We start from the raw sequence: 20,784 nt of genomic DNA, 5'->3' as shown, positions 1-20,784 counted from the left end.
GGGCGAAGCCCTAGCGGCAGGCGCATGACCGCACACAAATCCGGCGATCCGACCACCCTCAACAGGCTCTACGGCCGCAGCAAGGGCAAGCCGCTGCGCGCCCACCAGCAGGAACTGGTCGATACCCTGCTGCCGCGGATCGCCGTGCCGGAGGAAGGGCCGGTAACCGCCGAAGACCTGTTCGGTCGCGATTGCCCGCTGCATTTCGAGATCGGATTCGGCGGCGGCGAACACCTCGCCGGGCGCGCGGACATGCTGCCCGACCACGGCTTCATCGGCGCGGAACCGTTCATCAACGGCGTCGCCCAGGCGCTGACCCACATCGACGGCGACAACGGCGCGCACCCGCCGCTCGGCAACGTCCGCCTGCACCACGGCGATGCGCTGGAAGTCCTCAAGCGCATTCCCGACGGAGCGCTGAGCTTCATCTACCTGCTTCACCCAGACCCCTGGCCCAAGGCGCGCCATGCCAAGCGGCGGATGATGAACGACGGGCCGGTAGCGATGTTCGCCGCCAAGCTAAGGCCGGGCGGCGAATTCCGCTTCGGCACCGACCACCCGATCTACCTGCGCCACGCGCTGATGACCATGCGCCGCCACACCGACAGCTTCGAATGGCTCGTCGAAGGGCCGCACAATTGGCAGAACCGACCCGGCGGGTGGATCGAGACCCGCTACGAGCGCAAGGCCCGTGAAGTCTTCGGCCACGAAGTCTGGTACTTTCGCTTCCGCCGGCGCTAGCCCTCAGCTCACGACGCCTGCCCCGGCCAGCACCGCCAACGTCAGGATATCGGGCGCCAGCGCCGTCATCGGGGCGATCTGCACCGGCTTTTCCATGCCGATCAGCATCGGCCCGATCACCGCGTTGCCGGCCAGTTCGCGCAGCATCTTGGCGCTGAGGTTGGCGGACTGCAAGCCGGGCATGATGAGAACGTTGGCCGGGGCCGAGAGGCGGCTGAATGGATATAGCTTCATCACCGTCGGGTTGAGTGCGGCATCGGGCGCCATCTCGCCCTCGTATTCGAAGCCCGGCGGGTCGGCATCGAGGATGTGGACCGCGTCGCGGATGTTCTCGAGCCATTTGCCCGAGGGGTTACCGAAGGTCGAATAGCTGAGGAATGCAACGCGCGGTTCGTGGCCGAGACGGCGGGCGACGCGCGCGGTCTCGCGGGCGATGTGCGCCAGCTCCTCGGCGCTGGGCCGTTCGTTGATCGTCGTGTCGGCGAGAAACACGGTGTAGTTCTTGCCGATCATCAGGTGGATGCCGAAAGGCACCGCGTCGGGCTTTGGATCCAGCACCTGGCTAATCTCGCGCATGGTCTGCGCGAAAGTGCGGGTGATGCCCGAGATCATCGCATCGCCGTGGCCCAGCGCGACGAGCAGGCTGGCAAAGATGTTGCGCTCCTGGTTGACGAGGCGACGCACGTCGCGCTCGGTGTAGCCACGGCGCTGCAGCCGCTCGTAGAGGTAGTCGACCATCGCCGGGACGTATTCGCAGTCGGCCGAGTTCTGGATCTCGAAAGCGTCGACGTCGGACACGCCGAGTTCGGCGAGCTTTTCCTTTACCGCGTTCGTGCGGCCGACGAGCACCGGGGTGCCGTAGCCGAAGTCGCGGAACTGGATCGCCGCGCGCAACACGACGTCTTCCTCGGCCTCGGCGAAGACCACCCGCTTGGGGTCGCGCCGGGCATCTTCGTAAACCTGCGTCAGCACCGAGGTCGTAGGGTTGAGGCGCGCGCGCAGGCTCAGGCGATAGGCTTCGAAGTCCTCGATCGGCTTCTGCGCCACGCCCGAATCCATCGCTGCCTTGGCGACGGCGGAGGAAACGGTCTCCATCAGTCGCGGGTCGAACGGAGCGGGGATGATGTAATCGACGCCGAACTGGTGTTCGACACCATAGGCCGCGGCAACCTCTTCCGGCACCCGCTCGCGGGCGAGGCCGGCGATCGCTTCGGCCGCGGCGATCTTCATCTCCTCGTTGATCGCCGTCGCGCGTACGTCGAGCGCGCCGCGGAAGATGAACGGGAAGCCGAGCACGTTGTTGACCTGGTTGGGATAGTCCGACCGGCCGGTGGCGATGATCGCGTCGGGCCGTACGGCCTTGGCGTCCTCTGGCCGAATTTCCGGGTCGGGATTGGCCATGGCGAAAATGATCGGCTGTTTGGCCATGTCGGCGACCCATTCGGGCTTGAGCGCACCGGCAGCGGAGAGTCCGAGGAACACGTCGGCGCCCTTGAGCGCTTCTTCGAGGCTGCGCGCCTCGGTCGGGACGGCATGGGCGCTCTTCCATTGGTCGACACCCTCGCGCCCGGGGTAGATCGGCCCCTTGCGGTCGCAGACGATGACGTTCTCGTGCGGCACGCCCATCGCCTTGATCAGCGCGGTGCAGGCCAGCGCCGACGCACCGGCGCCGTTCACCACCATCTTGACGTCCTTCATCTCGCGGCCGGTCAGGTGGACCGCGTTGATGAGCCCGGCGGCGGCGATGATCGCGGTGCCGTGCTGGTCGTCGTGCATGACGGGGATCTTCATCCGCTCGCGCAGCGCCTGTTCGATGACGAAGCATTCGGGCGCGGCGATATCCTCGAGGTTGATGCCGCCGAAGGTAGGCTCCATCAGCGCGACCGCCTCGATGAACTTGTCAGGATCTTCGGTGTCGAGTTCGATGTCGATCGAATCGACGTCGGCGAAGCGCTTGAACAGCACCGCCTTGCCTTCCATCACCGGCTTTGCCGCCAGTGCGCCGAGATTGCCCATGCCGAGAATCGCGGTACCGTTGGTAATCACGGCCACGAGGTTGCCCCGCGCGGTATAGTCGTTCGCGGCGGCAGGGTCGGCTGCAATCGCCTCGACCGGCACGGCCACTCCCGGCGAATAGGCCAGACTCAGGTCGCGCTGGGTCGCGACCGGCTTCGACGGGACTATCTCGATCTTACCCGGACGAATTGCCTTGTGGTAGAACAGCGCTTCGCGGTCGGTAAAACTCTTGTTGTTGTCTTCGGGCAATCCAACTCTCCTGATCGGCCTCGTCCCTAACGGGCAAACTGCCCAAGCGGTAGAGGGAAGCACGCGATTGCAACTTCCCAAATCGCTTGGCCGGAGGCATTCAACACACGGATGGACCAACCCAGCGAACCTACCCTCGAAGAGCGCGTTGCGCGGCTTGAGAGCGCTGGCGCGTCGCGCGGAACAACGCTGTTCGACAAGGTGGTCCGCTACCTGCCGATCCTGGCGGTGAGCAACCTCTTGATGTCGGCCCCTGCTTTCCTCATCTCGATCGGGGTCGCCTATTTCACCTTCGTGCAGGCCGATGCGACCGAAAAGATGCAGGTCGCCAGCGTCTGGCCGCGCATGGCCTACGATACCGGCAACCTGACCGACGATGGAGCCCCGGAGATCTCGCTGAACATTGGCAACCAGGGCGTCGGGCCGGCCCACATCGAAGGCATGGAGATCAGCTACGCAGGCAAGCCATACGTCGACGCCGATTCGCTGGTGCGGGCCTGCTGCGCGCAGGGCAAGGATCGGCTGAGCCTTGTGACCAGCCGGGTAAATGGCATGGTCATCCGGCCCGGCGAGGACAAGGCATTCGTCCGGCTTACCTCCGACGCAGACCCTGAGGTATTCGCCAAGTTCGACCAGGAGCGCCTCAGGATCCGCGTAAAGCTCTGTTATTGCTCGGTCTTCGATGATTGCTGGATCGCCGATTCCCAGCAAGTCGAGATTGAGCCGGTAAAGCAGTGTCCGGCCGACTGGACACAATACGAAATCCCCAGAACGGCCCTGCCGAAGAGGTGACCTCGCGCGGCTGCGAAGCTACCTGACTCGCGATGTCCGGCTCCGCGACCCCGATGATGACGCAGTACCTCGCGCTCAAACGCGAGGCCGGGGACTGCCTGCTGTTCTACCGCATGGGCGACTTCTTCGAGCTGTTCTTCGACGACGCGAAGACGGCCGCCGCGATCCTGGACATCGCCCTGACCAGCCGCGGCGAACACCAGGGGGAGCCGATCCCGATGTGCGGCGTGCCCGTGCATTCGGCGGAGGGCTACCTCGCGCGCCTGATCAAAGGCGGCTGCCGCGTGGCGATCGCCGAGCAAATCGAATCGCCCGAGGAAGCGAAGAAGCGCGGCGGGTCGAAGGCGCTGGTCGCGCGCGACATCGTCCGCTTCGTCACCGCCGGGACGCTGACCGAAGAGGCGCTGCTCGAACCGCGTCGGGCCAACGTGCTTGCCGCGGTGTGCGACGTCCGCGGCACGTGCGGGGTCGCCGCCTGCGACATCTCGACGGGGCGGATGGAACTGGAAGAGTGCGATCCCGGCCAGCTTTCGGCGGTGTTGGCGCGGCTCGGGGCGAGCGAAGTGGTCTGCCCCGAAGAATGGGAGGCCGCCCCGGACGGCGCGATTGCGCGCCCACGTCACGATTTCGCCAGCGACGAGGGCGAGGCGCGGCTCAAGGCGGTGCACGGCGTCGCCACGCTCGACGGGTTCGGCGATTTCTCGCGTCCGATGCTGGCGGCGGCAGGCGGCCTCGTCGCCTATCTCGACCATGCCGGACGCGGCACCCTGCCGCTGCTCTTGCCGCCGGTGGCGCGCGACGGCGGCAGCACGTTGGCAATGGACGAGGCGACGCGGAATAGTCTCGAGATCCTCGAAAGCTCAACAGGCGGGCGCGCTGGCAGCCTGCTGGCAGCGGTCGACCGCTGCGTCACCGGTGCCGGTGCGCGGCAACTAGCCGAAGACCTCGCCGCGCCGCTCACCGGACGGGCCAAGATCGAGCAGCGGCTGACGTTGGTGCAATGGTTCCACGCCGACCCCTTGCTGCGCGCCGACTTGCGCGGAGTGCTGCGCGCTCTGCCCGACATCGGGCGTGCCCTGGGCCGCGTGGTCGCCGGTCGCGGAAGCCCGCGCGATCTCGGCCAATTGCGCGACGGCCTTGGCGAAGCACGGCGCATCCATGACGTGCTGCAGTCGCGGGGCGAGCGTCCCGCGCTGCTCGACGCGATCCTGCCCAGCCTTGCCGGGCACGGTGCACTGACCGACCTGCTTTCGCGCGCGCTCGTTCCTACCCCGCCGACCGAGCGGCAGAACGGAGGCTTCATCGCCGAAGGCTATGATCATGCGCTCGACGAGCTGCGCCAGGTCTCGGGCAATGCCCGCCGCGCCATTGCTGCGCTCGAGGCGAAGTACCGTGACGAAACCGGGATAGCCGCGCTCAAGATCAGGCACAACGGCGTACTCGGCTATTTCATCGAGGTTCCGAGCAGGCACGCCGACGCGCTTATGACTTCCGACAGCGGCTTCACCCACCGCCAGACCATGGCCGGCGCAGTTCGCTTCAACTCGCTCTCGCTCCATGAGGAAGCAGGCCGCATCGCCGAGGCAGGCGGCCATGCGCTGGCGGCAGAGGAAGGGCATTTCGAGGAGCTCGTCGGGGAGGTTGTCGGCAGGTCGCGCGAAATTGCTTCGACTGCCGCTGCGCTGGCGCGAATCGACGTCGCAGCCGGACAGGCAGAGCGCGCGGCGGAAGGCGGATGGACCCTGCCCGAGATCGTCGAGGACCGCAGCCTCGACATCGTCGGCGGGCGGCATCCGGTGGTCGAGGCGGCGCTGGCGAAAGCCGGGGAGCGCTTCGTCGCCAACGACTGCACGCTCTCGCCCGAGGACCGGCTGTGGCTGATCGGCGGGCCGAACATGGGCGGCAAGTCGACCTTCCTGCGCCAGAATGCGCTGATTGTGCTGCTGGCGCAGGCCGGCGGTTACGTGCCAGCCGAGCGCGCGCGGATCGGGCTGGTCGACAGGCTTTTCAGCCGTGTCGGCGCAAGCGACAACCTCGCGCGTGGGCGCTCGACCTTCATGGTCGAGATGGTCGAGACCGCAGCGATCCTGGCGCAGGCGAGCGAGGACAGCTTCGTCATCCTCGACGAGGTCGGGCGCGGCACCTCGACCTACGACGGGCTGGCGCTGGCCTGGGCGGTGGTCGAGGCGGTGCACGAACGCAACCGTTGCCGCTGCCTCTTCGCCACCCACTACCACGAGCTCTCGCGCCTCGCCGAGACCTGCGACGCGCTGAGCCTCCACCACGTGCGGGCACGCGAGTGGAAGGGCGATCTCGTCCTGTTGCACGAGCTGGCCGAGGGTCCTGCCGACCGCTCCTACGGCCTCGCGGTTGCCAAGCTGGCGGGCGTGCCGAAGGAAGTCGTGGCGCGGGCCAAGGCGGTGCTCGACCGGCTCGAGAAGGGACGCGCCCAGACCGGGGGGCTGGCAGCCGGGCTCGGCGACCTGCCCCTGTTCGCCGCCGCGGCGGTGCACGAAGAGGACCAGATCGACATCCTGCGCGAGAGGCTGCACGGGCTCGACATCGATGCCCTCACGCCGCGCGAAGCCCTTGATTTGCTTTACGAATTGAAACGCGAAGCCGGCGAAGGTTGAGCCGGCCTCGCGCGAGGCAACGTCAGTCTTCGTCGGGATCGTGTCCCGGGCCGTACTTGTCGTCCTCGTCGTCCATGTTGGGTTCGCCGCGATAGGCGCTCATGTCGATCCGGCCCGACTGTTCCATGTCGCGCATCTCATCGACCATGTCCTGTCCGCCGCCACCGACCTTGCGGCTCTCCAGCGGGCTCGTGGCACCCTTTTCCTTGCGGGCTTCCTCGGCGACTTCCTGCGCCTGTGTATCCTCGTCTTCCTGCTCGTCGTTGTGCGGCTCGGGCGGCAGGGTGTTGCGATTGTCGGTCATCGCTGTGCTCCTTTTGCCGACAAACGCCGACAGGGAGCAGGCGGTTCCGTCAGCGGCTCGCTCCGGGTACCCAGAGGACGTCTCCCTCGCCCTTCGCATTCTCCGCGCGGGCGAGGACGAAGAGGTAGTCGGAGAGGCGGTTCACGAAGGCGAGAGCGGCCGGATTGACCGGTTCTTCCGCCGCCAGCGCGGTCATCGCGCGCTCGGCACGGCGCACCGAGGCGCGGGCGAGATGGACGCGCGCCGCCGCCTCGCTGCCGCCCGGGAGGATGAAAGACTTGAGCGGATGAAGCGCTTCATTCAGCGCATCGATGCGTTGTTCCAGCCATTCCGCCTGTGCCGGGACGATGCGAAGCACTATTTCGCCGGGCGCGAAGTCCTCGCCCGGCGTGGCAAGGTCGGCGCCGAGGTCGAACAGGTCGTTCTGCAATCGCAGGCAATCGGCCTTGGCCTCGCCGTCCAAGGCGAGCACCGCGAAGCCGAGCGCCGAGTTGGCCTCGTCGACCGCGCCGATGGCTTCCATCCGGGCATCGTGCTTGGCCCGGCGCGAGCCGTCGACGAGCCCGGTGGTCCCGTCGTCGCCGGTGCGGGTGTAGATCCTGGTGAGCTTGACCAAGGCCTGTCCTGAGCCCGTCGAAGGATGCCTAGCGCGTCAGCGAGAGCAGCAGGAAGACGATCACGATCGCGCCTGCCTGGTACATGATGCGGTTCATCATCATGCGGTTCTGCTTCAGCTGCAGTTCCTTCTGGCGCACGCCGCCGGCCTCGATGTCGGCCTTGTTGGCCTGGAGGAAAGCGATGATGCCGCGCACCAGCGAGACGACCACGCCGATCATGAGCGCGATGAGGACGATGATGAGGAAAGTCTGCATGGGGCCTATCTAGTCACTCGCCCAAGGTAATGCCAGCCGGGAGGCGACCTTCGCGCAAGGCATCGGTCAGCGCCTGCCCGTCCTCACCCGACAGCCGGCGATCGGCAAGCGACGGCGAGCCGCGCCGCTTGGCCAGCTTCTGCCCGTTGGAATCGAGCAGCAGTGCGTGGTGGTGCCAGACCGGCACCGGCAGCTCGAGCAGTTCCTGCAGCAGGCGGTGGACGTGGCTGGCGGGGAACAGGTCCATGCCGCGCGTAACGAGCGTGACCCCGTCTGCAGCATCGTCGATGGTCACCGCGAGGTGGTAGCTCGCCGGGGTTTCGGCATCCTTGCGCACCAGCACAGGGTCGCCGCCGAGCTCCGGCCGCGCCACCTGCTCCCCCGCACGCTCGTCGAACCACGAGAGCGGCCCCGTCCGCCGCATCGCCTCGGCGACATCGAGCCGCCATGCTGCGCCCTCGGGATCGGCGTCACGCCCCCGGCACGTCCTCGGATAGACCGGACCGTCCGGCCCCATCACGGTTGCCGCCGCGGCAATCTCCGCCCGGGTGCAGCGACAGGGATAGAGCAGGCCCTCCCCGCGCAGCGTGGCCGCAGCATCGGCATAGGCCGCAATGCGGGTCGATTGCGCCGGGACTTCCTCCCATTCGAGCCCGAGCCAGGCGAGGTCGGCGCGGAATTCACCGGCCAGTTCCGCGCGCGAACGGGCGCCGTCGATATCCTCGATCCGCAGCAGGAACCGCCCGGCCCGGTCCCGCGCCAGGTCGTGCGCGACGATCGCCGAGAAGGCGTGGCCGAGATGCAGCGGCCCGTTGGGGCTGGGGGCAAAGCGGGTGACGGTCAAATCTTGCTCCGGGGCCACGAAAGGCCGGCGACTCGCCGAATATCCTGTGGATTCGCCAATTGTAACGGGCTTGACGCTTTTCCGCGCAAATGCTCCCTTCAGCGCATCAGGGAGGAACGCGTACCGTGTTCAAGGCCGAACTGATCGAGCGCGCCGCGACATTCCGCAGCGCCGTTGAAGATCCGACGAGGCGGCTCGAAAGCTGCCCCTCGCTGGTGCTCAACGCCGACTATACCCCGCTCTCCTACTACCCGCTGAGCCTGTGGCCGTGGCAGACCGCGATCAAGGCGGTGTTCCTCGAGCGGGTCGATATCGTCGCCAGCTACGACCGGCTGGTCCATTCGGTCAGCCTCGACATGCAGATCCCCAGCGTGATCGCCTTGCGGCAATACGTGAAGCCGAGCGAGTTCCCCGCTTTCACCCGCTTCAACCTGTTCCTGCGCGACCGCTTCCAGTGCCAGTACTGCGGCAGCGAGCAGCACCTGACCTTCGACCACGTCGTGCCGCGCCGATTGGGCGGACGCACCACGTGGGAGAACATCCTCACCGCCTGCGCCCCGTGCAACATGAAGAAGGGCGGCCGCACCCCCAAGCAGGCGCACATGCACCCGCTGGTCGAACCGATCCGCCCGACCCACTGGCAGCTGCAACAGCACGGCAAGCAGTTCCCGCCCAACTACCTGCACGAAACTTGGCGGGACTGGCTCTACTGGGACATCGAGCTGGAGGCCTAGGCTCCCAGTCGCCCGTCATGATTTCGCTTGCCGAGTTGCTGTCGCTCATTGAGGCAAGAGAGGGCATCGCGTTCGAGGATTTAGCTGGTCGGATCGCGTGGGGCCGTGACGAGCTTTGGACCGTCGCCGAATTCGCCAACTCGGAAATCGGAAGCCAGTGGTCCGCTGTCGATGTATCCGACGGCTCGATTACCGCAGGCGTTGCGTTCGAAGTTCACAACTCGTGGAATTGGGACGTTGTGTATTTCCTGTCGGTTAACCGCGACTCGCTGTTCCTGATCCTCGGAGAAGCTGCATCGGGAATCATGTTCTTCAAGGTGGGGCAGCCTCCTGTGCAATTCGGCAAAGATCGAGGTACCCTTCTAAGTGAATATCAAGCAGAAATGGATTGGGTGAAGCTCGGCGAACGCAACGCCGAGTGGACCGCACTTGTATATCAGTGGAAGGCTCTTGCGGACGTCTCTGTTAGGTAACCACCGCCCGCTGCCTGAATTCCTCGCGCTTCCACTCCCCGCTCGCCAGTACCTCGCCGAGGGCCTCGGCGGCGTGCCAGCAGTCTTCGAAGCGGATGTAGGCCGGGGCAAGGCCGAAGCGCAGGATGTCGGGATCGCGGAAGTCGCCGATCACACCGCGGGCGATCAGGGCCTGGCTCAGCGCATAGGCTTCCGGGTGGCGGAACGAGAGCTGGCTGCCGCGTGCCGCCGGGTCGCCCGGGCTGACGCATTCGAGATCGGGCGCGAAACGGGCCATGGCGGCGCGCAGGAACGCGCCCAGCGCGCGTGACTTGGCGACCAGCCGGTCGATGCCGATTTCGGCGATCTGCGCGACACCGACCTCCAGCGCGGCGAGGCCGAGGATCGGCGGGGTGCCGGTCAGCATCCGCTCAATGCCGGGCGCAGGGGCATAGTCGTCGGTGAAGGCGAAGGGGGCGGCGTGGCCCATCCAGCCGGTCAGCGGCTGGAGGATGGCGTCATGGTGTCTTTGTGCCACATAGGTGAATGCGGGAGCGCCGGGGCCGCCATTCAGGTACTTGTAGCCGCAACCCACGGCGAGATCGGCCTCGCAGCCGTTGAGATCCACCGGCACCGCGCCGGCGCTGTGTGACAAGTCCCACAGCACCAGCGCCCCGGCATCGTGCGCCGCCTTGGTCAGTGCCGCCATGTCGTGCATCGCGCCGGTCTTGTAATGGACGTGGGTCAGCAGCAGCAGCGCGACGTCCTCGTCGAGCGCCGCCTCCAGCCCCCCGCGTTCGGCCAGCCGCCGCTCGGCAAGGCCTTGCGCCTCCAGCCCGGCGATCATGTAGAGGTCGGTCGGGAAGTTGCCCGGCTCGCTCAGCACGACCTTTCGCCCGGACCGCATGAGTAGCGCGGCGGAGATCAGCTTGAACAGGTTCACGCTGGTCGAATCGCAGGCGATCACCTCGCCCGGCTGCGCGCCGATCAGCGGGGCGATTATCGCTCCGATGCGGCGCGGCGCCTCGATCCAGTGCGCGTCGTTCCACGAGCGGACCAGCCCCTCACCCCACTCCTTGCGCACCACCTCGCCGAGCCGCGCCGCGGTGCCGAGCGGCAGCGCGCCGAGCGAGTTGCCGTCGAGGTAGACGAGCCCCGGCGGGATCGCGAACTGGCGGCGGTAACCGGCCAGCGGATCGGCATCGTCGAGCGCGCGGGCTTCGGCGAGAGATGCCATTAGCACAACCTATCCCGCTCACCCTGAGCTTGTCGAAGGGCGAGCGGCTGTTGGTCAGGGCCGCTCAAATCTCGGTCCTCACCGCCAGTAGCTCGGGGAAGAAGCCCTTCTTCAGCACCGCTTCGAGGTAGGGCACGCCCGCCGTACCGCCGGTGCCGCGCTTGAAGCCGATGATCCGCTCCACAGTCTTCAGGTGCCCGAAGCGCCAGCGCTGGAAATGGTATTCGAGGTCGACCAGCTTTTCGGCCAGCTCGTAGAGGTCCCAGTACTTGTCGGGATCGCGATAGACCTGCGCCCAGGCCGCGGTGATCGCATCGTTCGCCTCGTGCGGACGGTCGAGCCCGCGTTCGAGCACATCGGCCGGGATGGCAAAGCCGCGCCTCGCGAGCAGGCGCACGACCTCGTCGTAGAGGCTCGGCCGGGCGAGTTCGGCGCGGAGCTCGGCGGCCACCTCGGGCGTCGCTTCGTGCATCGTCACCATGTCGGGATTGCGCCCGCCCATCATGAATTCCATCAGCCGGTACTGCGCGGACTGGAAACCGCTCGAATTGCCGAGGTGCGGACGGACGGTGGAATAGTCGTGTGGGGTCATCGTGCTGAGCACGTCCCAACTCGAGATCAGCTGCCCCTGCGCCCGGGAGACGCGGGCGAGCATCTTGAACGCCGGGCTGAGGTCGTCCGCCGCGATGAGCGCGCGCGCAGCGGTGAGTTCGTGCAGGCACAGCTTGAGCCACAGCTCGCTCGCCTGGTGGACGACGATGAACAGCAGCTCGTCGTGCGCCCCCGAGGCCGGGTGCTGCGCGGCGAGGATGCGGTCGAGATCGAGGTAGCTTGAGTAGGTGACGTCTGCGGCCATGGAAGGCCTATAGGGCGCAAATCGTATCCAGCGAAACCACTCTCTTCGTCATTGCGAGCCCGGCCATGAGCCGGGGGAAGCAATCCAGGGGCGGTACAGTGCCGCACTGGATGGCCGCGCGGCCTGCGGCCGCTCGCAATGACGAGCGGTCAGGTGCCCATCTGCCGCTACTGATCGATCACGCGGGTCTGCGGGTGGTATTTGTCGAGGTGCTTCTTGACGATCCTGAGGTTGCGCGTGTTCGAGCGGAACAGGAAGTCGAGCGCGTCGCCGGCCAGCGGCACGAAGCCGATCGCGGTGTCGAATCCGACGTTGCCCATCATCCGCCACAGCTTCCACCTCGGCATGCCGAGGTTCTTGGCCTCCCACACCAGCCAGGCGCCAAGCGCGGCACCGATGAAGTCGCCGATCACCGGGATCAGGCCGACGACTGCGTCGAGCCCGAACTGGTAGCTGGTACCGGGAACGGTGAAACCGCGTTCCAGAAGCCGCTCCATCGCCTCGATCCGAGCGCGGACACTGACCGGATCGGTGCCCAGCGGCAGGTCGGCCGCCATCGCGCGCAGGCGTTCTGCCTGGGCATTGCCCTGGCCGCGGGACGGAACGTAGGTCTCGACGGGGTCCATGGGGCCCTCCTCTCGAGGGTTACTTGGGTATCGTCGCCAGCGGCGGCAAGGGATGCCAGGCCCATTGGTTGGCGGCGTATCCGGTGACGTCGCCGCGCACCAGCGACCAGCGCAGCGGCATGGCAATCGGGATATAGGCGTCGACGGCGGTCAGCTTGGCCTCGGCCCGGGCCAGCGCCGCGCCGCGGTCTTCCGCCGTTTCGGCGACCAGCGCCATGGCCACCTCGCCGTCTGCATCGGACGAACAGAGGCCGCGCCGCAGGGTGCAGTTGAACTGGTTGAGGAACCAGCGCGCCTCGGCATAGCGCGCGACCTGGTCGACCAGTTCGAGGTCCGCCGGTTTGCCCGGCTCGGTGCGTTCGAGGACGACGCCGATCTCCTTCCACTGGCTGGCGATTTCGTTGAACAGCGCCGCGTTGCCCGGTTCGTTGGCGAGGGCGATGCGCAGGACCGGTGTTTCGCCGTTTCCAATGCCGCCGACCCATCCTGCGACGCGACGCCGCGCCGCGCCGCGCAGGTCGTCGATATCGATCCCGGCCCAGCGCTCGGTTGCGCCCGGTGCTGCGAACGCCAGCGGGACGATCCGCGTGGTCGGGATCCAGCCGCTGATGTTGAAGGCCGCAAGCAGCGCGGGGCGGTCGAGCGCCATGGCCAGCGCCTCGCGATTCTCCTGCCGGCCGAGAAACCCGTTGGCGTTCCTGACCTGCAGGCCGAACAGCCCGATCGCCGGGTCGATCCGCCGGGTCCCGCGCGACAGCGGTCCCGGTTCGGCCCGCGGCCAGCCGCCGATCCGTCCGCCGAGCACGACATCGACGGTTCCGTCCTCGAAGGCTTCGAGAGCCTGATCGAAATTGAGCGCCGTCAGCGCCAGCGGGCGGACCCGGTCGCGCCATTCTTCGTCCTCGGGCAGGCCGCGCTCTTCGGGCGGCTTGAAGGTGAGGTCGCCCTGTCCGCCCTTGTCCCCGCTGCGCTTGAGGATCATCTCGCCCGTCGCGTCCCCGCCGTGCGACAGGGCCAGTTCGGGCTGCGCCAGCAGGCGCAGGAAATCGGGCATCGGCGTGCTCAGGCGGATTTCCACCACGCGCCCGGCCATGGCCCTGACGTCGCTGATCGGGGCGAGGTCGAGGCCCAGCGAGGTGCCTCGCAGGCTGCGAATGACCTGCCGCAGGCTGTCGCGCGCCCGCTCCCCTGTAAGATCGGTGCCGTCGGGCCATTTCCCGTCGCGCAGGCGGAAGATGTAGCTGCGCCCCTCGTCGGCGACGATCCAGCGGTCGGCGAGCGCGGGGACGATTTCGCCCTTCTCGTCGAGCGAGACGAGCCCGGTCGAGGTAGCCGCGCGCACCGTCTGGCCGCCCGGCGACAGCCGCACGCCGCTGGCGAACAGGTTCTGGCCGTTGTCGATGAAGGCGACGCCGAGCGGGCCGCTGTTGCCGCTGCCGCACCCGGCAAGCGTCATGCAGCCGAGGAAAGTAAGCAGGAAATCCCGTCCTCGCATGCCGCAGTCCCTAGGACGTCGGCACCCGCGGCGAAAGGTCAGATCGCGCGGAGCTTGCCCGGTTCGGCCTTGTCGATGGCCGTGCGGGTGAAGCGCGGGCTGGCCAGGTCACCGCCGGAGGTGCCGACCGGAGCGCGCGCCAGCTTGGGGTCGATTTCCTCGACGAAGGCGATGCCGAAGCGGCTGCCTTCGATCCAGGCGATCGAGCCTTCGACCGCACCGATATTGCGCAATTCCACCGTCACCAGCGCGCCGCGCGCGACCTTAAGTTCGGCTTCCGCCATCATGCCGCCCGACGACAGGTTGCGCACCTTGACGCGGTGGCTCTTTTCGCCCCCGTCGATACGAACATCGGCGATCAGCAACAGGCTGTCGCGTTCTACCTGACGTGTTTCGACACTGCTCATCGGTCGCTTCGGAGCCCCTGTTTGACGGACGGCTGCGCTCGCCGGACGCGCGCGCAATTCCATGCACGGCTTATTCGCCGCCCTTGGTTATCAGGCTCTTAACGGAAAGCGGATTTTGCGCGAACCGTCCCGGAATGGGTCAGTCGTCGCGCGAAATCTTTTCGCGCCGTTCGTGCGCCTGCTGCGCCTCGACGGTCATGGTGGCGATCGGGCGGGCGATCAGACGATTGATGCCGATCGGTTCGCCGGTCACCTCGCACCAGCCGTATTCGCCCTCGTCGATGCGACGCAGCGCTGAATCGATCTTGGCGATGAGCTTGCGCTGCCGGTCGCGGGTCCGGAGCTCGATGCCCCAATCCGTTTCGCTCGAGGCCCGGTCGTTGAGATCGGGTTCGCGGATCGGGCCGTCCTGCAGCGACTGCAGGGTGAATTCCGATGCGGTGAGGATGGATTTCTTCCATTCGAGCAGCAGCACCCGGAAATAGTTCAGCTGCCGGGGCGACATGTATTCGTCGTCGTCGCTGGGGGTGTAATCCGCATCCAGGGCCCGCTTGGCCTTGGCGAGGATGTCGATGTCGTCACCCATTACAGACGCCATCTGCGATATTCTCCGGTTGGATACTTACCCTCGAACGCACGACAAATCGACCTGCCGCCGCCCCCTTGCCCATGTACCCGATGGACCAGATGGCGCGCCTATACGGACCTCGCGGAGTCCGCACAAGCGGCAATGGTGGCAGTTAGCCACCGAATCCTTAAGGTTGCCCGAACGAGGCGGATTTCGATGGTAAATGCGCCGGTTAACTTTTTTGCCGGCCCGTTAACCATTTTTTTAGGCGGCGGGAGGAACCTGCCTCCATCGAAGCCGCGCGGCGAATGCGCTGCCGGCATCAGGGGGTAGGTCATGAAGCTGACCAAGATTGAAGGGGTTGCCGAAATCCACGCCGACGACTTTCCGGTCGTCAACCTGTTCCTGGCCAAGTGCCTTTCCGCCGCGGCCCGGGGCGACCTTTCCGCCTACTACGATCTCGGGGTGGCGTTCTCGACCGGCAGCCATGGCGCCGGCGTCGACATGATCGAAGCGCACAAGTGGTTCAACCTCGCCGCCTCGCGCGGTCACGAGGAAGCCGCCTGGTGCCGCGCCGACATTTCCGACGAAATGACCGCTCGCGAAATCGCCGAAGCCCAGCGCCGGGCCCGCGAATGGCTCAGCGAAGGTGCTCGCCGCGCTGCCTGATGGCGCTCAGCCCTTCTTGAAGGGCGTGCGGCCGGAAAGGTAAAGACTGTCCTGCGCGACGCCTTCGCGTTCGCGCTCGAGATAGTCGGCCACGGCCTCGCGAAATCCCGGGTCGGCGATCCAGTGCGCCGACCAGGTCTGCACCGGCGCATAACCGCGGGCCAGCTTGTGCCCTCCCTGCGCCCCCGCCTCTACCCGCTTGAGGCCGCGTGCGATCGCGGCATCGATGGCCTGGTAGTAACACAGCTCGAAATGCAGGAACGGCTTGTCTCGGGTACAGCCCCAATAGCGGCCGTAGAGCGCTTCCCCGCCGATGAAGTTGAGCGCCCCGGCGATCGGTGCGCCGTCCATGAAGGCGAGGACGAGCAGGATCCGCTCGCCCATCCGCTCGCCGAACAGGTCGAAGGCCTCGCGCGTCAGGTAGGGCTGCCCCCATTTGCGCGCGCCGGTGTCCTGGTAGAAGTCCCAGAACGCATCCCAATGCCCCGGCTCGATCTCGCCGCCGGTAAAGTGAAGGATCTCCACCCCCTCCTGCGCCTTCGCTCGTTCCTTGCGCAGGTCCTTGCGCTTGCGCGAAGACAGATCGGCTAGGAAATCCTCAAAACTCTCGTAATCGCGATTTTCCCAGTGGAACTGGATGTCGTTCCGCAGCAGCCAGCCGGCGCGTTCGAAAAGGCGGCGCTGCGCCGGTTCGATGAAGGTCGCGTGCGCCGAAGAGAGCCCGTTCTGCGCACACAAGCTCTCCGCCGCGCGCAGCAGCGGAGCGGCGTAGGCCTCGTCGGCCAGCAGCAGGCGCGGACCGGTCGCCGGTGTGAACGGCGCAGCGATTTGCAGCTTGGGGTAGTAGTGCCCGCCGGCACGATGCCAGGCATCGGCCCAAGCATGGTCGAAGACGTATTCGCCCTGGCTGTGTCCCTTGAGATAGGCAGGAAGCGCGGCGAGCAGTTCGCCCCGCGCGTCCTCGATGACGATCGGCGAAGGGCTCCACCCGGTTCCCGGCCCGACGCTGCCGGAATCCTCGAGCGCGCTGAGGAAGGCGTGACTGACGAAGGGATTGTCCGGTCCGGCGAGGGCATCCCACTCGACCTGCGAAACGGCGCTTACTCCGGGAACTACGCGGGCAATCAGGTCGCCGTCGGCCATGGCGGCATACTACCGATTCGGGGCGGGATTTGCGACCCCCTCCCCCTCGGCAATCGGCGCATCGGCGAACTGGCTGGCGAGCAGGCGCAGCGCCGGGGTGCGTACCGTCCATGTCAGCAGCGGCAGCCCGCGGCGGCGTTGCGCGGCGGCAAAGCCGCTCGGCAGGTCGCGCACGTCATAGGCGAGGAAATCGGGCTTTGCGTCCCACAACCACAGGTAGCGCCGGATCGTCCCGATGAAGGTCCGGTCGTTCTCCTCGGTCACCACCAGCCCGCGCACGATCCCCGGGGCGTTGCGGCCGAACCAGGCGGCGACGCGCGGGTCGAAGCTCATGATCGCCGCCTCGCCGCCATAGCCTTCGAGCACCCTTCGCACCGCCAGGCAGACCGCGCCGATGCGCATTTCGCGGCGCGACTTGATCTCGATGAGCAGCGGCACCCGTCCGCGCACCAGCCCGAGCAGGTCGCGCAGCGTCGGGATGCGCTCGCCCGACGAGCCGAGCGCGATGGCGCCGAGTTCGGCGGCGGTGCGATCGGCGACCGGCCCGGTCTCCGCGGTCAGCCGATCGAGCTCCCAGTCGTGAAAGACCATCGCCTGCCCGTCGCCGCTGAGCTGGATGTCGCATTCGATGCCCATGCCGCGGGCGATAGCCGCGGCGAAGGCGCCGGGCGAATTCTCGACATCGGCCGAAGTGTGCAGGCCGCGATGGGCGTATTCGTGCCCGGAGAGCCAGGCGACCCGGGCCGGATCCGGCGCCGGGGCGAACCAGGCGTCAACCAGTGACAAGCGCCACGACGGCGTCGATCTCGACTGCCGCCCCGAGTGGCAGCGCCGGCACGCCGACCGCCGCGCGGGCGTGCTTGCCGGCCTCGCCGAAGACGTCGACCATCAGGTCCGAAGCACCGTTGACCACCTTGGGCTGGTCGGTGAAGCTGGCCGCCGAATTGACGAACCCGCCGAGCTTGACGATCCGTTCGACCTTGTCGAGCGAACCGAGCGCTGCCTTGAGCTGGGCAAGGATCATCAGCCCGCAGGCGCGCGCCGCGCGGATGCCCAGCTCCATCTCGACATCCTCGCCCAGCCGGCCGGTCACCAGCTCTCCATCGATAAACGGCAACTGCCCCGAGACATGGGCCACATTGCCGAGGGTTACGACGGGGACGTAGCTGGCCACGGGAGCGGCCGCCTGCGGGAGGATGATTCCAAGTTTGGAAAGACGTGCTTCGATGCTCATGGCCGTGTTCCATGCAATGTTTCGAGGAGCCAGGGCAAGGCGTCATCCCACGTATCGAGACGGGCGTGGGCGTGGCCCTGTTCCAATGCGCAGGGAATGTGCGGCGCAATCGCCGGTTCCCCGCAAAAGTGCAGCCGCGAGATGTCGGGCAGGACTTCGCCGGCGCTGGCGTGATGCACCGCGAGGTCGTCGATGAACACCGCGCGGGTGGGGGCGAATTCCTCGACGATGCGGCGCAGGGCCTCGCCCTTTGGGCCCTGGTTGGTGAACACCCGCGCGTCGATACCGTGATCGCGAAGCTGCGCGGTGCGCGACTCGGCGTAATGGTCGGACAAGTTGGTCAGCACGACCACGTCGGCCTCGCGCTGCAATTCCTTCATCGCCGCCGCCGAGCCCTCGATCGAAGTCTGGCGCGACATCTCGGTATCGAAGAACGCGTTCAGCAGGCGCCACAGTTCGGGTTCCTCGACTCGCTCGCCGCTGGCCGAATAGTGCACCGACTGCGCGAACGGGTTGCCTTCGAGCAGGAACTCGACGCCGTGCTCCTCACCCAGCCAGTCGCGGAAATGGCGCACCATGTGCAGCAGCACCTCGTCGCAGTCGCTGACGACAAGCGGCCGACTCATGCCAGCGCCTCGCGGGCAGCGGCGAGCTGACCCGGATCGATGCCGAGCGACTCGGCCGCGGCGATGAGGTCGGGTTCGTGGGCGCAGAGGAAATCGAGCACCGAAACCTGCACTTCGCCCGTCTCAATTCGCGCGCGCAGCAGGTCGGGCGTGAGGCCGGTCAGGTCAAGGAAGCGCTGCGCCCTGCGCTCGTCCTGGAGCAGCCAGGCAAGCGCCTGCAAGGCGAGCCCCGCGGGGTCGACGGACGCGGCGTGAACGTTATGAATTGTCAGTTATCCCTTGTTCCGTTACAAGTTATCCACAGGCCGCATAGGGTTGCGCGGCCGTTCGGGGGGTAAATGACGAAGAGAATCCTCGTTGTCGAGGACAACGATCTCAACCGCAAACTGTTCTGCGACGTGTTGCAAGCAGGCGGTTTTTCGGTTGAACCATGCGCTGACGGGGAGCTGGCGATCGAGAGGGCGAAGGCCTTCGTTCCCAATCTCGTCATCATGGATATCCAGCTCCAGGACATTTCCGGGCTCGACCTCATCGCCGGGATCAAGCGCGACGTCGAGTTGCGCGACATCCCGGTTCTCGCCGTCACGGCCTATGCCGGCAAGGGCGACGAGGAACGGATCCGCGAGGTCGGCGCTGAGGGCTATCTTGCCAAGCCGGTGTCGATCGGCCCGTTCATGACCGCAGTGAAAGGCCTGCTCGAGGGCAATCCGCCGCACCCCCTGCACGCTTGACTTTTTGCCGCCGAGGTCGCTTGTGCGCGCGATGGAACGCGCCGAAGTCGACCAACGCATCCGAGCCCTGATCGAGCCCTTCAACAAGAAGGGCGTCGAGATCTTCGAAGCCACCACCTTCGCAGGGGACCTCGAATTCGACAGCCTGACGGTGATGGATTTCGTCGCCGCGATCGAGGACGAATTCGACATCATCATCTCGATGAACCAGCAGGCCGAGATCGAAACCTGGGGCCAGTTGATCGATGCCGTGTGCAAGCTGGCGGACGACTGAGACAAGCAATGAGTGAAGGAATCAGCCAGCCCGACGCGCCGGTAGCGCTCGAGGCGACCGAAAGCGGCGACCTGTTCAGCAAGTTCGACCCGCTGATCAAGCAGCGCAGCGACCTGCTCGCGAGCGGCGTCGAAGACCCGTTCAACCTGGTGATGGAGAAGGTCCTCTCCCCCACCCGGGCGGTCTGCAACGGACGCGACACGATCCTGCTCGGCACTTACAACTACATGGGCATGACCTTCGACCCGGACGTGATCCAGGCCGGCAAGGACGCGCTCGACAACTACGGCTCGGGCACCACCGGCAGCCGCGTGCTCAACGGCACCTACCAGGGCCACAAGGAGTGCGAAGAGGCGCTGAAGGAATTCTACGCCATGGACCACGCCATGGTGTTCTCGACAGGGTATCAGGCCAACCTAGGCATCATCTCGACGATCGCCGGCAAGGGCGACTACATCGTCCTCGACATCGACAGCCACGCCAGCATCTGGGACGGCTGCAGCCTCGGCAACGCCGAGATCGTGCCCTTCAGGCACAACGACATTGAAGCTCTCGAAAAGCGCCTGAAACGCATCCCGGAAGGCGCCGGAAAGCTGGTCGTTCTCGAAGGCGTCTATTCGATGCTCGGCGACATCGCCCCGCTCAAGGAAATGATCGCCGTCTCCAAGGCGCACGGCGCCATGGTGCTGGTCGACGAGGCGCACTCGATGGGCTTCATCGGCCCGAACGGCCGCGGCGTAGCCGAGGACCAGGGCTGCCTCGACGATGTCGACTTCGTCATCGGCACCTTCTCGAAGAGCGTCGGCACGGTCGGCGGCTTCTGCGTCTCCAATCACCCGAAATTCGAGATCATGCGGCTGGTCTGCCGGCCCTACGTCTTCACCGCTTCGCTCCCGCCGAGCGTCGTCGCCACTGCGGCGACCAGTATCCGCAAGCTGATGCACGGCGGCAACAAGCGCGCCCACCTGTGGGAGAATTCCAAGACGCTGCACGGCGGGCTGACCAAGCTCGGCTTCACGCTCGGTACGACCGAGCCGCAGAGCGCGATCGTCGCGGTCATCATGCCCGACCTGCAGAGGGGCGCGGCGATGTGGGAAGCGCTCCTGAAGGAAGGGCTCTACGTCAACCTGGCGCGTCCGCCGGCAACCCCGGCGAACATGACGCTGCTGCGCTGCTCGCTCTGCGCCGAGCATTCGGCCGAAGAGGTCGAGACGATCCTCGGCATGTTCGAGCGTGCGGGCAAGGCTGTCGGGATAATCTGATTCGGCCCCCCGGGGCTGC

25 protein-coding genes are annotated in these 20,784 nt (G+C 66.6%); 9 read left to right on the top strand and 16 right to left on the bottom strand.

The genetic code is table 11. The features are described from left to right. Window positions 1–24: 24 nt before the first annotated feature. Complete coding sequence (trmB, locus tag GRI89_RS16355) at window positions 25–741, top strand: tRNA (guanine(46)-N(7))-methyltransferase TrmB (RefSeq protein WP_159797935.1); 717 nt, start codon at window positions 25–27, stop codon at window positions 739–741. Window positions 742–744: 3 nt separating this feature from the next. Here the strand turns inward: trmB and GRI89_RS16350 are convergent, their stop codons facing one another. Then, the gene (locus GRI89_RS16350) at window positions 745–3,006 is read right to left on the bottom strand and encodes an NADP-dependent malic enzyme (protein WP_159797934.1); all 2,262 of its coding nucleotides are present in this window, start codon (window positions 3,004–3,006) and stop codon (window positions 745–747) included. A gap of 111 nt (window positions 3,007–3,117) precedes the next feature. On the opposite strand from GRI89_RS16350, the gene GRI89_RS16345 reads away from it, so the two are divergent. Both GRI89_RS16345 and mutS read left to right on the top strand, forming a co-directional pair. Further along, complete coding sequence (locus tag GRI89_RS16345) at window positions 3,118–3,798, top strand: hypothetical protein (protein WP_159797933.1); 681 nt, start codon at window positions 3,118–3,120, stop codon at window positions 3,796–3,798. 32 nt (window positions 3,799–3,830) lie between these two features. After that, the gene (gene mutS / locus GRI89_RS16340; RefSeq protein WP_201290962.1) at window positions 3,831–6,431 is read left to right on the top strand and encodes a DNA mismatch repair protein MutS; all 2,601 of its coding nucleotides are present in this window, start codon (window positions 3,831–3,833) and stop codon (window positions 6,429–6,431) included. A gap of 22 nt (window positions 6,432–6,453) precedes the next feature. Here mutS and GRI89_RS16335 read toward each other — a convergent pair whose 3' ends face one another. The 4 genes from GRI89_RS16335 to gluQRS are packed head-to-tail and all read right to left on the bottom strand — an operon-like array spanning window position 6,454 to window position 8,451. Beyond that, window positions 6,454–6,735: a hypothetical protein gene (locus tag GRI89_RS16335; RefSeq protein ID WP_159797932.1), complete on the bottom strand. Its 282-nt coding sequence runs from the start codon at window positions 6,733–6,735 to the stop codon at window positions 6,454–6,456. Window positions 6,736–6,784: 49 nt separating this feature from the next. Further along, entirely contained in the window at window positions 6,785–7,351 is a 567-nt protein-coding gene (locus GRI89_RS16330) for a cob(I)yrinic acid a,c-diamide adenosyltransferase (protein WP_159797930.1), read from the bottom strand. 28 nt (window positions 7,352–7,379) lie between these two features. Next, window positions 7,380–7,607 (bottom strand): HIG1 domain-containing protein, encoded by a 228-nt coding sequence (locus tag GRI89_RS16325; protein WP_159797928.1) that lies wholly within the window; start codon window positions 7,605–7,607, stop codon window positions 7,380–7,382. A gap of 13 nt (window positions 7,608–7,620) precedes the next feature. Next, window positions 7,621–8,451, bottom strand: coding sequence for a tRNA glutamyl-Q(34) synthetase GluQRS (gene gluQRS, locus GRI89_RS16320; RefSeq protein WP_159797926.1), 831 nt, complete (start codon window positions 8,449–8,451; stop codon window positions 7,621–7,623). A 125-nt stretch (window positions 8,452–8,576) separates the two neighbouring features. Here gluQRS and GRI89_RS16315 point away from each other — a divergent pair, with 125 nt between their 5' ends. After that, window positions 8,577–9,185, top strand: coding sequence for an HNH endonuclease (locus GRI89_RS16315; RefSeq protein WP_328598317.1), 609 nt, complete (start codon window positions 8,577–8,579; stop codon window positions 9,183–9,185). Window positions 9,186–9,202: 17 nt separating this feature from the next. Next, window positions 9,203–9,658, top strand: a complete 456-nt coding sequence (locus GRI89_RS16310; protein WP_159797922.1) for a hypothetical protein — start codon at window positions 9,203–9,205, stop codon at window positions 9,656–9,658. Here GRI89_RS16310 and kynU read toward each other — a convergent pair. The 6 genes from kynU to dksA all read right to left on the bottom strand — a co-directional run bounded on the left by kynU (window position 9,651) and on the right by dksA (window position 14,856). Continuing rightward, window positions 9,651–10,874 carry a kynureninase gene (gene kynU, locus GRI89_RS16305; RefSeq protein ID WP_159797920.1) on the bottom strand — a complete coding sequence of 408 codons (1,224 nt, stop codon included), beginning with the start codon at window positions 10,872–10,874 and terminating at the stop codon, window positions 9,651–9,653. The genes GRI89_RS16310 and kynU overlap by 8 nt on opposite strands. A gap of 64 nt (window positions 10,875–10,938) precedes the next feature. Then, window positions 10,939–11,730, bottom strand: a complete 792-nt coding sequence (locus tag GRI89_RS16300) for a tryptophan 2,3-dioxygenase (protein WP_159797918.1) — start codon at window positions 11,728–11,730, stop codon at window positions 10,939–10,941. A gap of 167 nt (window positions 11,731–11,897) precedes the next feature. Then, complete coding sequence (locus GRI89_RS16295; protein ID WP_159798189.1) at window positions 11,898–12,287, bottom strand: DUF4112 domain-containing protein; 390 nt, start codon at window positions 12,285–12,287, stop codon at window positions 11,898–11,900. An 88-nt stretch (window positions 12,288–12,375) separates the two neighbouring features. Further along, window positions 12,376–13,851, bottom strand: coding sequence for an ABC transporter substrate-binding protein (locus GRI89_RS16290; protein ID WP_159797916.1), 1,476 nt, complete (start codon window positions 13,849–13,851; stop codon window positions 12,376–12,378). Window positions 13,852–13,889: 38 nt separating this feature from the next. Continuing rightward, window positions 13,890–14,258 (bottom strand): PilZ domain-containing protein, encoded by a 369-nt coding sequence (locus tag GRI89_RS16285; RefSeq protein ID WP_159797914.1) that lies wholly within the window; start codon window positions 14,256–14,258, stop codon window positions 13,890–13,892. Between the two features lie 139 nt (window positions 14,259–14,397). Continuing rightward, entirely contained in the window at window positions 14,398–14,856 is a 459-nt protein-coding gene (gene dksA / locus GRI89_RS16280; protein WP_159797912.1) for an RNA polymerase-binding protein DksA, read from the bottom strand. A gap of 306 nt (window positions 14,857–15,162) precedes the next feature. On the opposite strand from dksA, the gene GRI89_RS16275 reads away from it, so the two are divergent. Further along, window positions 15,163–15,495, top strand: a complete 333-nt coding sequence (locus tag GRI89_RS16275) for an SEL1-like repeat protein (RefSeq protein WP_159797910.1) — start codon at window positions 15,163–15,165, stop codon at window positions 15,493–15,495. Between the two features lie 6 nt (window positions 15,496–15,501). Here the strand turns inward: GRI89_RS16275 and GRI89_RS16270 are convergent, their stop codons facing one another. From GRI89_RS16270 to GRI89_RS16250, 5 genes are read right to left on the bottom strand one after another with little or no spacing between them, the layout of a single operon-like run. Continuing rightward, on the bottom strand, window positions 15,502–16,638 hold the full coding sequence (locus GRI89_RS16270; RefSeq protein WP_159797908.1) for a GNAT family N-acetyltransferase: 1,137 nt from the start codon (window positions 16,636–16,638) through the stop codon (window positions 15,502–15,504). A 9-nt stretch (window positions 16,639–16,647) separates the two neighbouring features. Beyond that, a complete protein-coding gene (locus GRI89_RS16265; RefSeq protein WP_159797906.1) occupies window positions 16,648–17,424 on the bottom strand; it encodes a glycerophosphodiester phosphodiesterase family protein in 777 nt (258 codons plus the stop codon). Beyond that, window positions 17,411–17,872 (bottom strand): RidA family protein, encoded by a 462-nt coding sequence (locus GRI89_RS16260; protein WP_159797904.1) that lies wholly within the window; start codon window positions 17,870–17,872, stop codon window positions 17,411–17,413. Before GRI89_RS16260 ends, GRI89_RS16265 begins: the two co-directional genes overlap by 14 nt. Further along, window positions 17,869–18,498 carry an HAD family hydrolase gene (locus GRI89_RS16255; protein ID WP_159797902.1) on the bottom strand — a complete coding sequence of 210 codons (630 nt, stop codon included), beginning with the start codon at window positions 18,496–18,498 and terminating at the stop codon, window positions 17,869–17,871. The genes GRI89_RS16260 and GRI89_RS16255 overlap by 4 nt, the downstream gene beginning before the upstream one ends. Next, window positions 18,495–18,719 carry a DUF3572 domain-containing protein gene (locus tag GRI89_RS16250; protein WP_159797900.1) on the bottom strand — a complete coding sequence of 75 codons (225 nt, stop codon included), beginning with the start codon at window positions 18,717–18,719 and terminating at the stop codon, window positions 18,495–18,497. Before GRI89_RS16250 ends, GRI89_RS16255 begins: the two co-directional genes overlap by 4 nt. 117 nt (window positions 18,720–18,836) lie before the next feature. Between GRI89_RS16250 and GRI89_RS16245 the strand changes: the two genes are divergently transcribed. From GRI89_RS16245 to spt, 3 genes are read left to right on the top strand one after another with little or no spacing between them, the layout of a single operon-like run. Beyond that, window positions 18,837–19,229: a response regulator gene (locus GRI89_RS16245; RefSeq protein ID WP_159797898.1), complete on the top strand. Its 393-nt coding sequence runs from the start codon at window positions 18,837–18,839 to the stop codon at window positions 19,227–19,229. A gap of 31 nt (window positions 19,230–19,260) precedes the next feature. Next, the gene (locus tag GRI89_RS16240; RefSeq protein ID WP_159797886.1) at window positions 19,261–19,503 is read left to right on the top strand and encodes an acyl carrier protein; all 243 of its coding nucleotides are present in this window, start codon (window positions 19,261–19,263) and stop codon (window positions 19,501–19,503) included. An 8-nt stretch (window positions 19,504–19,511) separates the two neighbouring features. Further along, complete coding sequence (gene spt, locus GRI89_RS16235; RefSeq protein ID WP_159797884.1) at window positions 19,512–20,765, top strand: serine palmitoyltransferase; 1,254 nt, start codon at window positions 19,512–19,514, stop codon at window positions 20,763–20,765. Window positions 20,766–20,784 lie beyond the last annotated feature (19 nt).

It is taken from the genome of Croceibacterium salegens (genome assembly GCF_009827435.1).
Lineage (GTDB): Bacteria > Pseudomonadota > Alphaproteobacteria > Sphingomonadales > Sphingomonadaceae > Croceibacterium_B > Croceibacterium_B salegens.
Note: the sequence above shows the minus strand (reverse complement) of the source record. Positions and strands in the feature narration are given on the sequence as shown.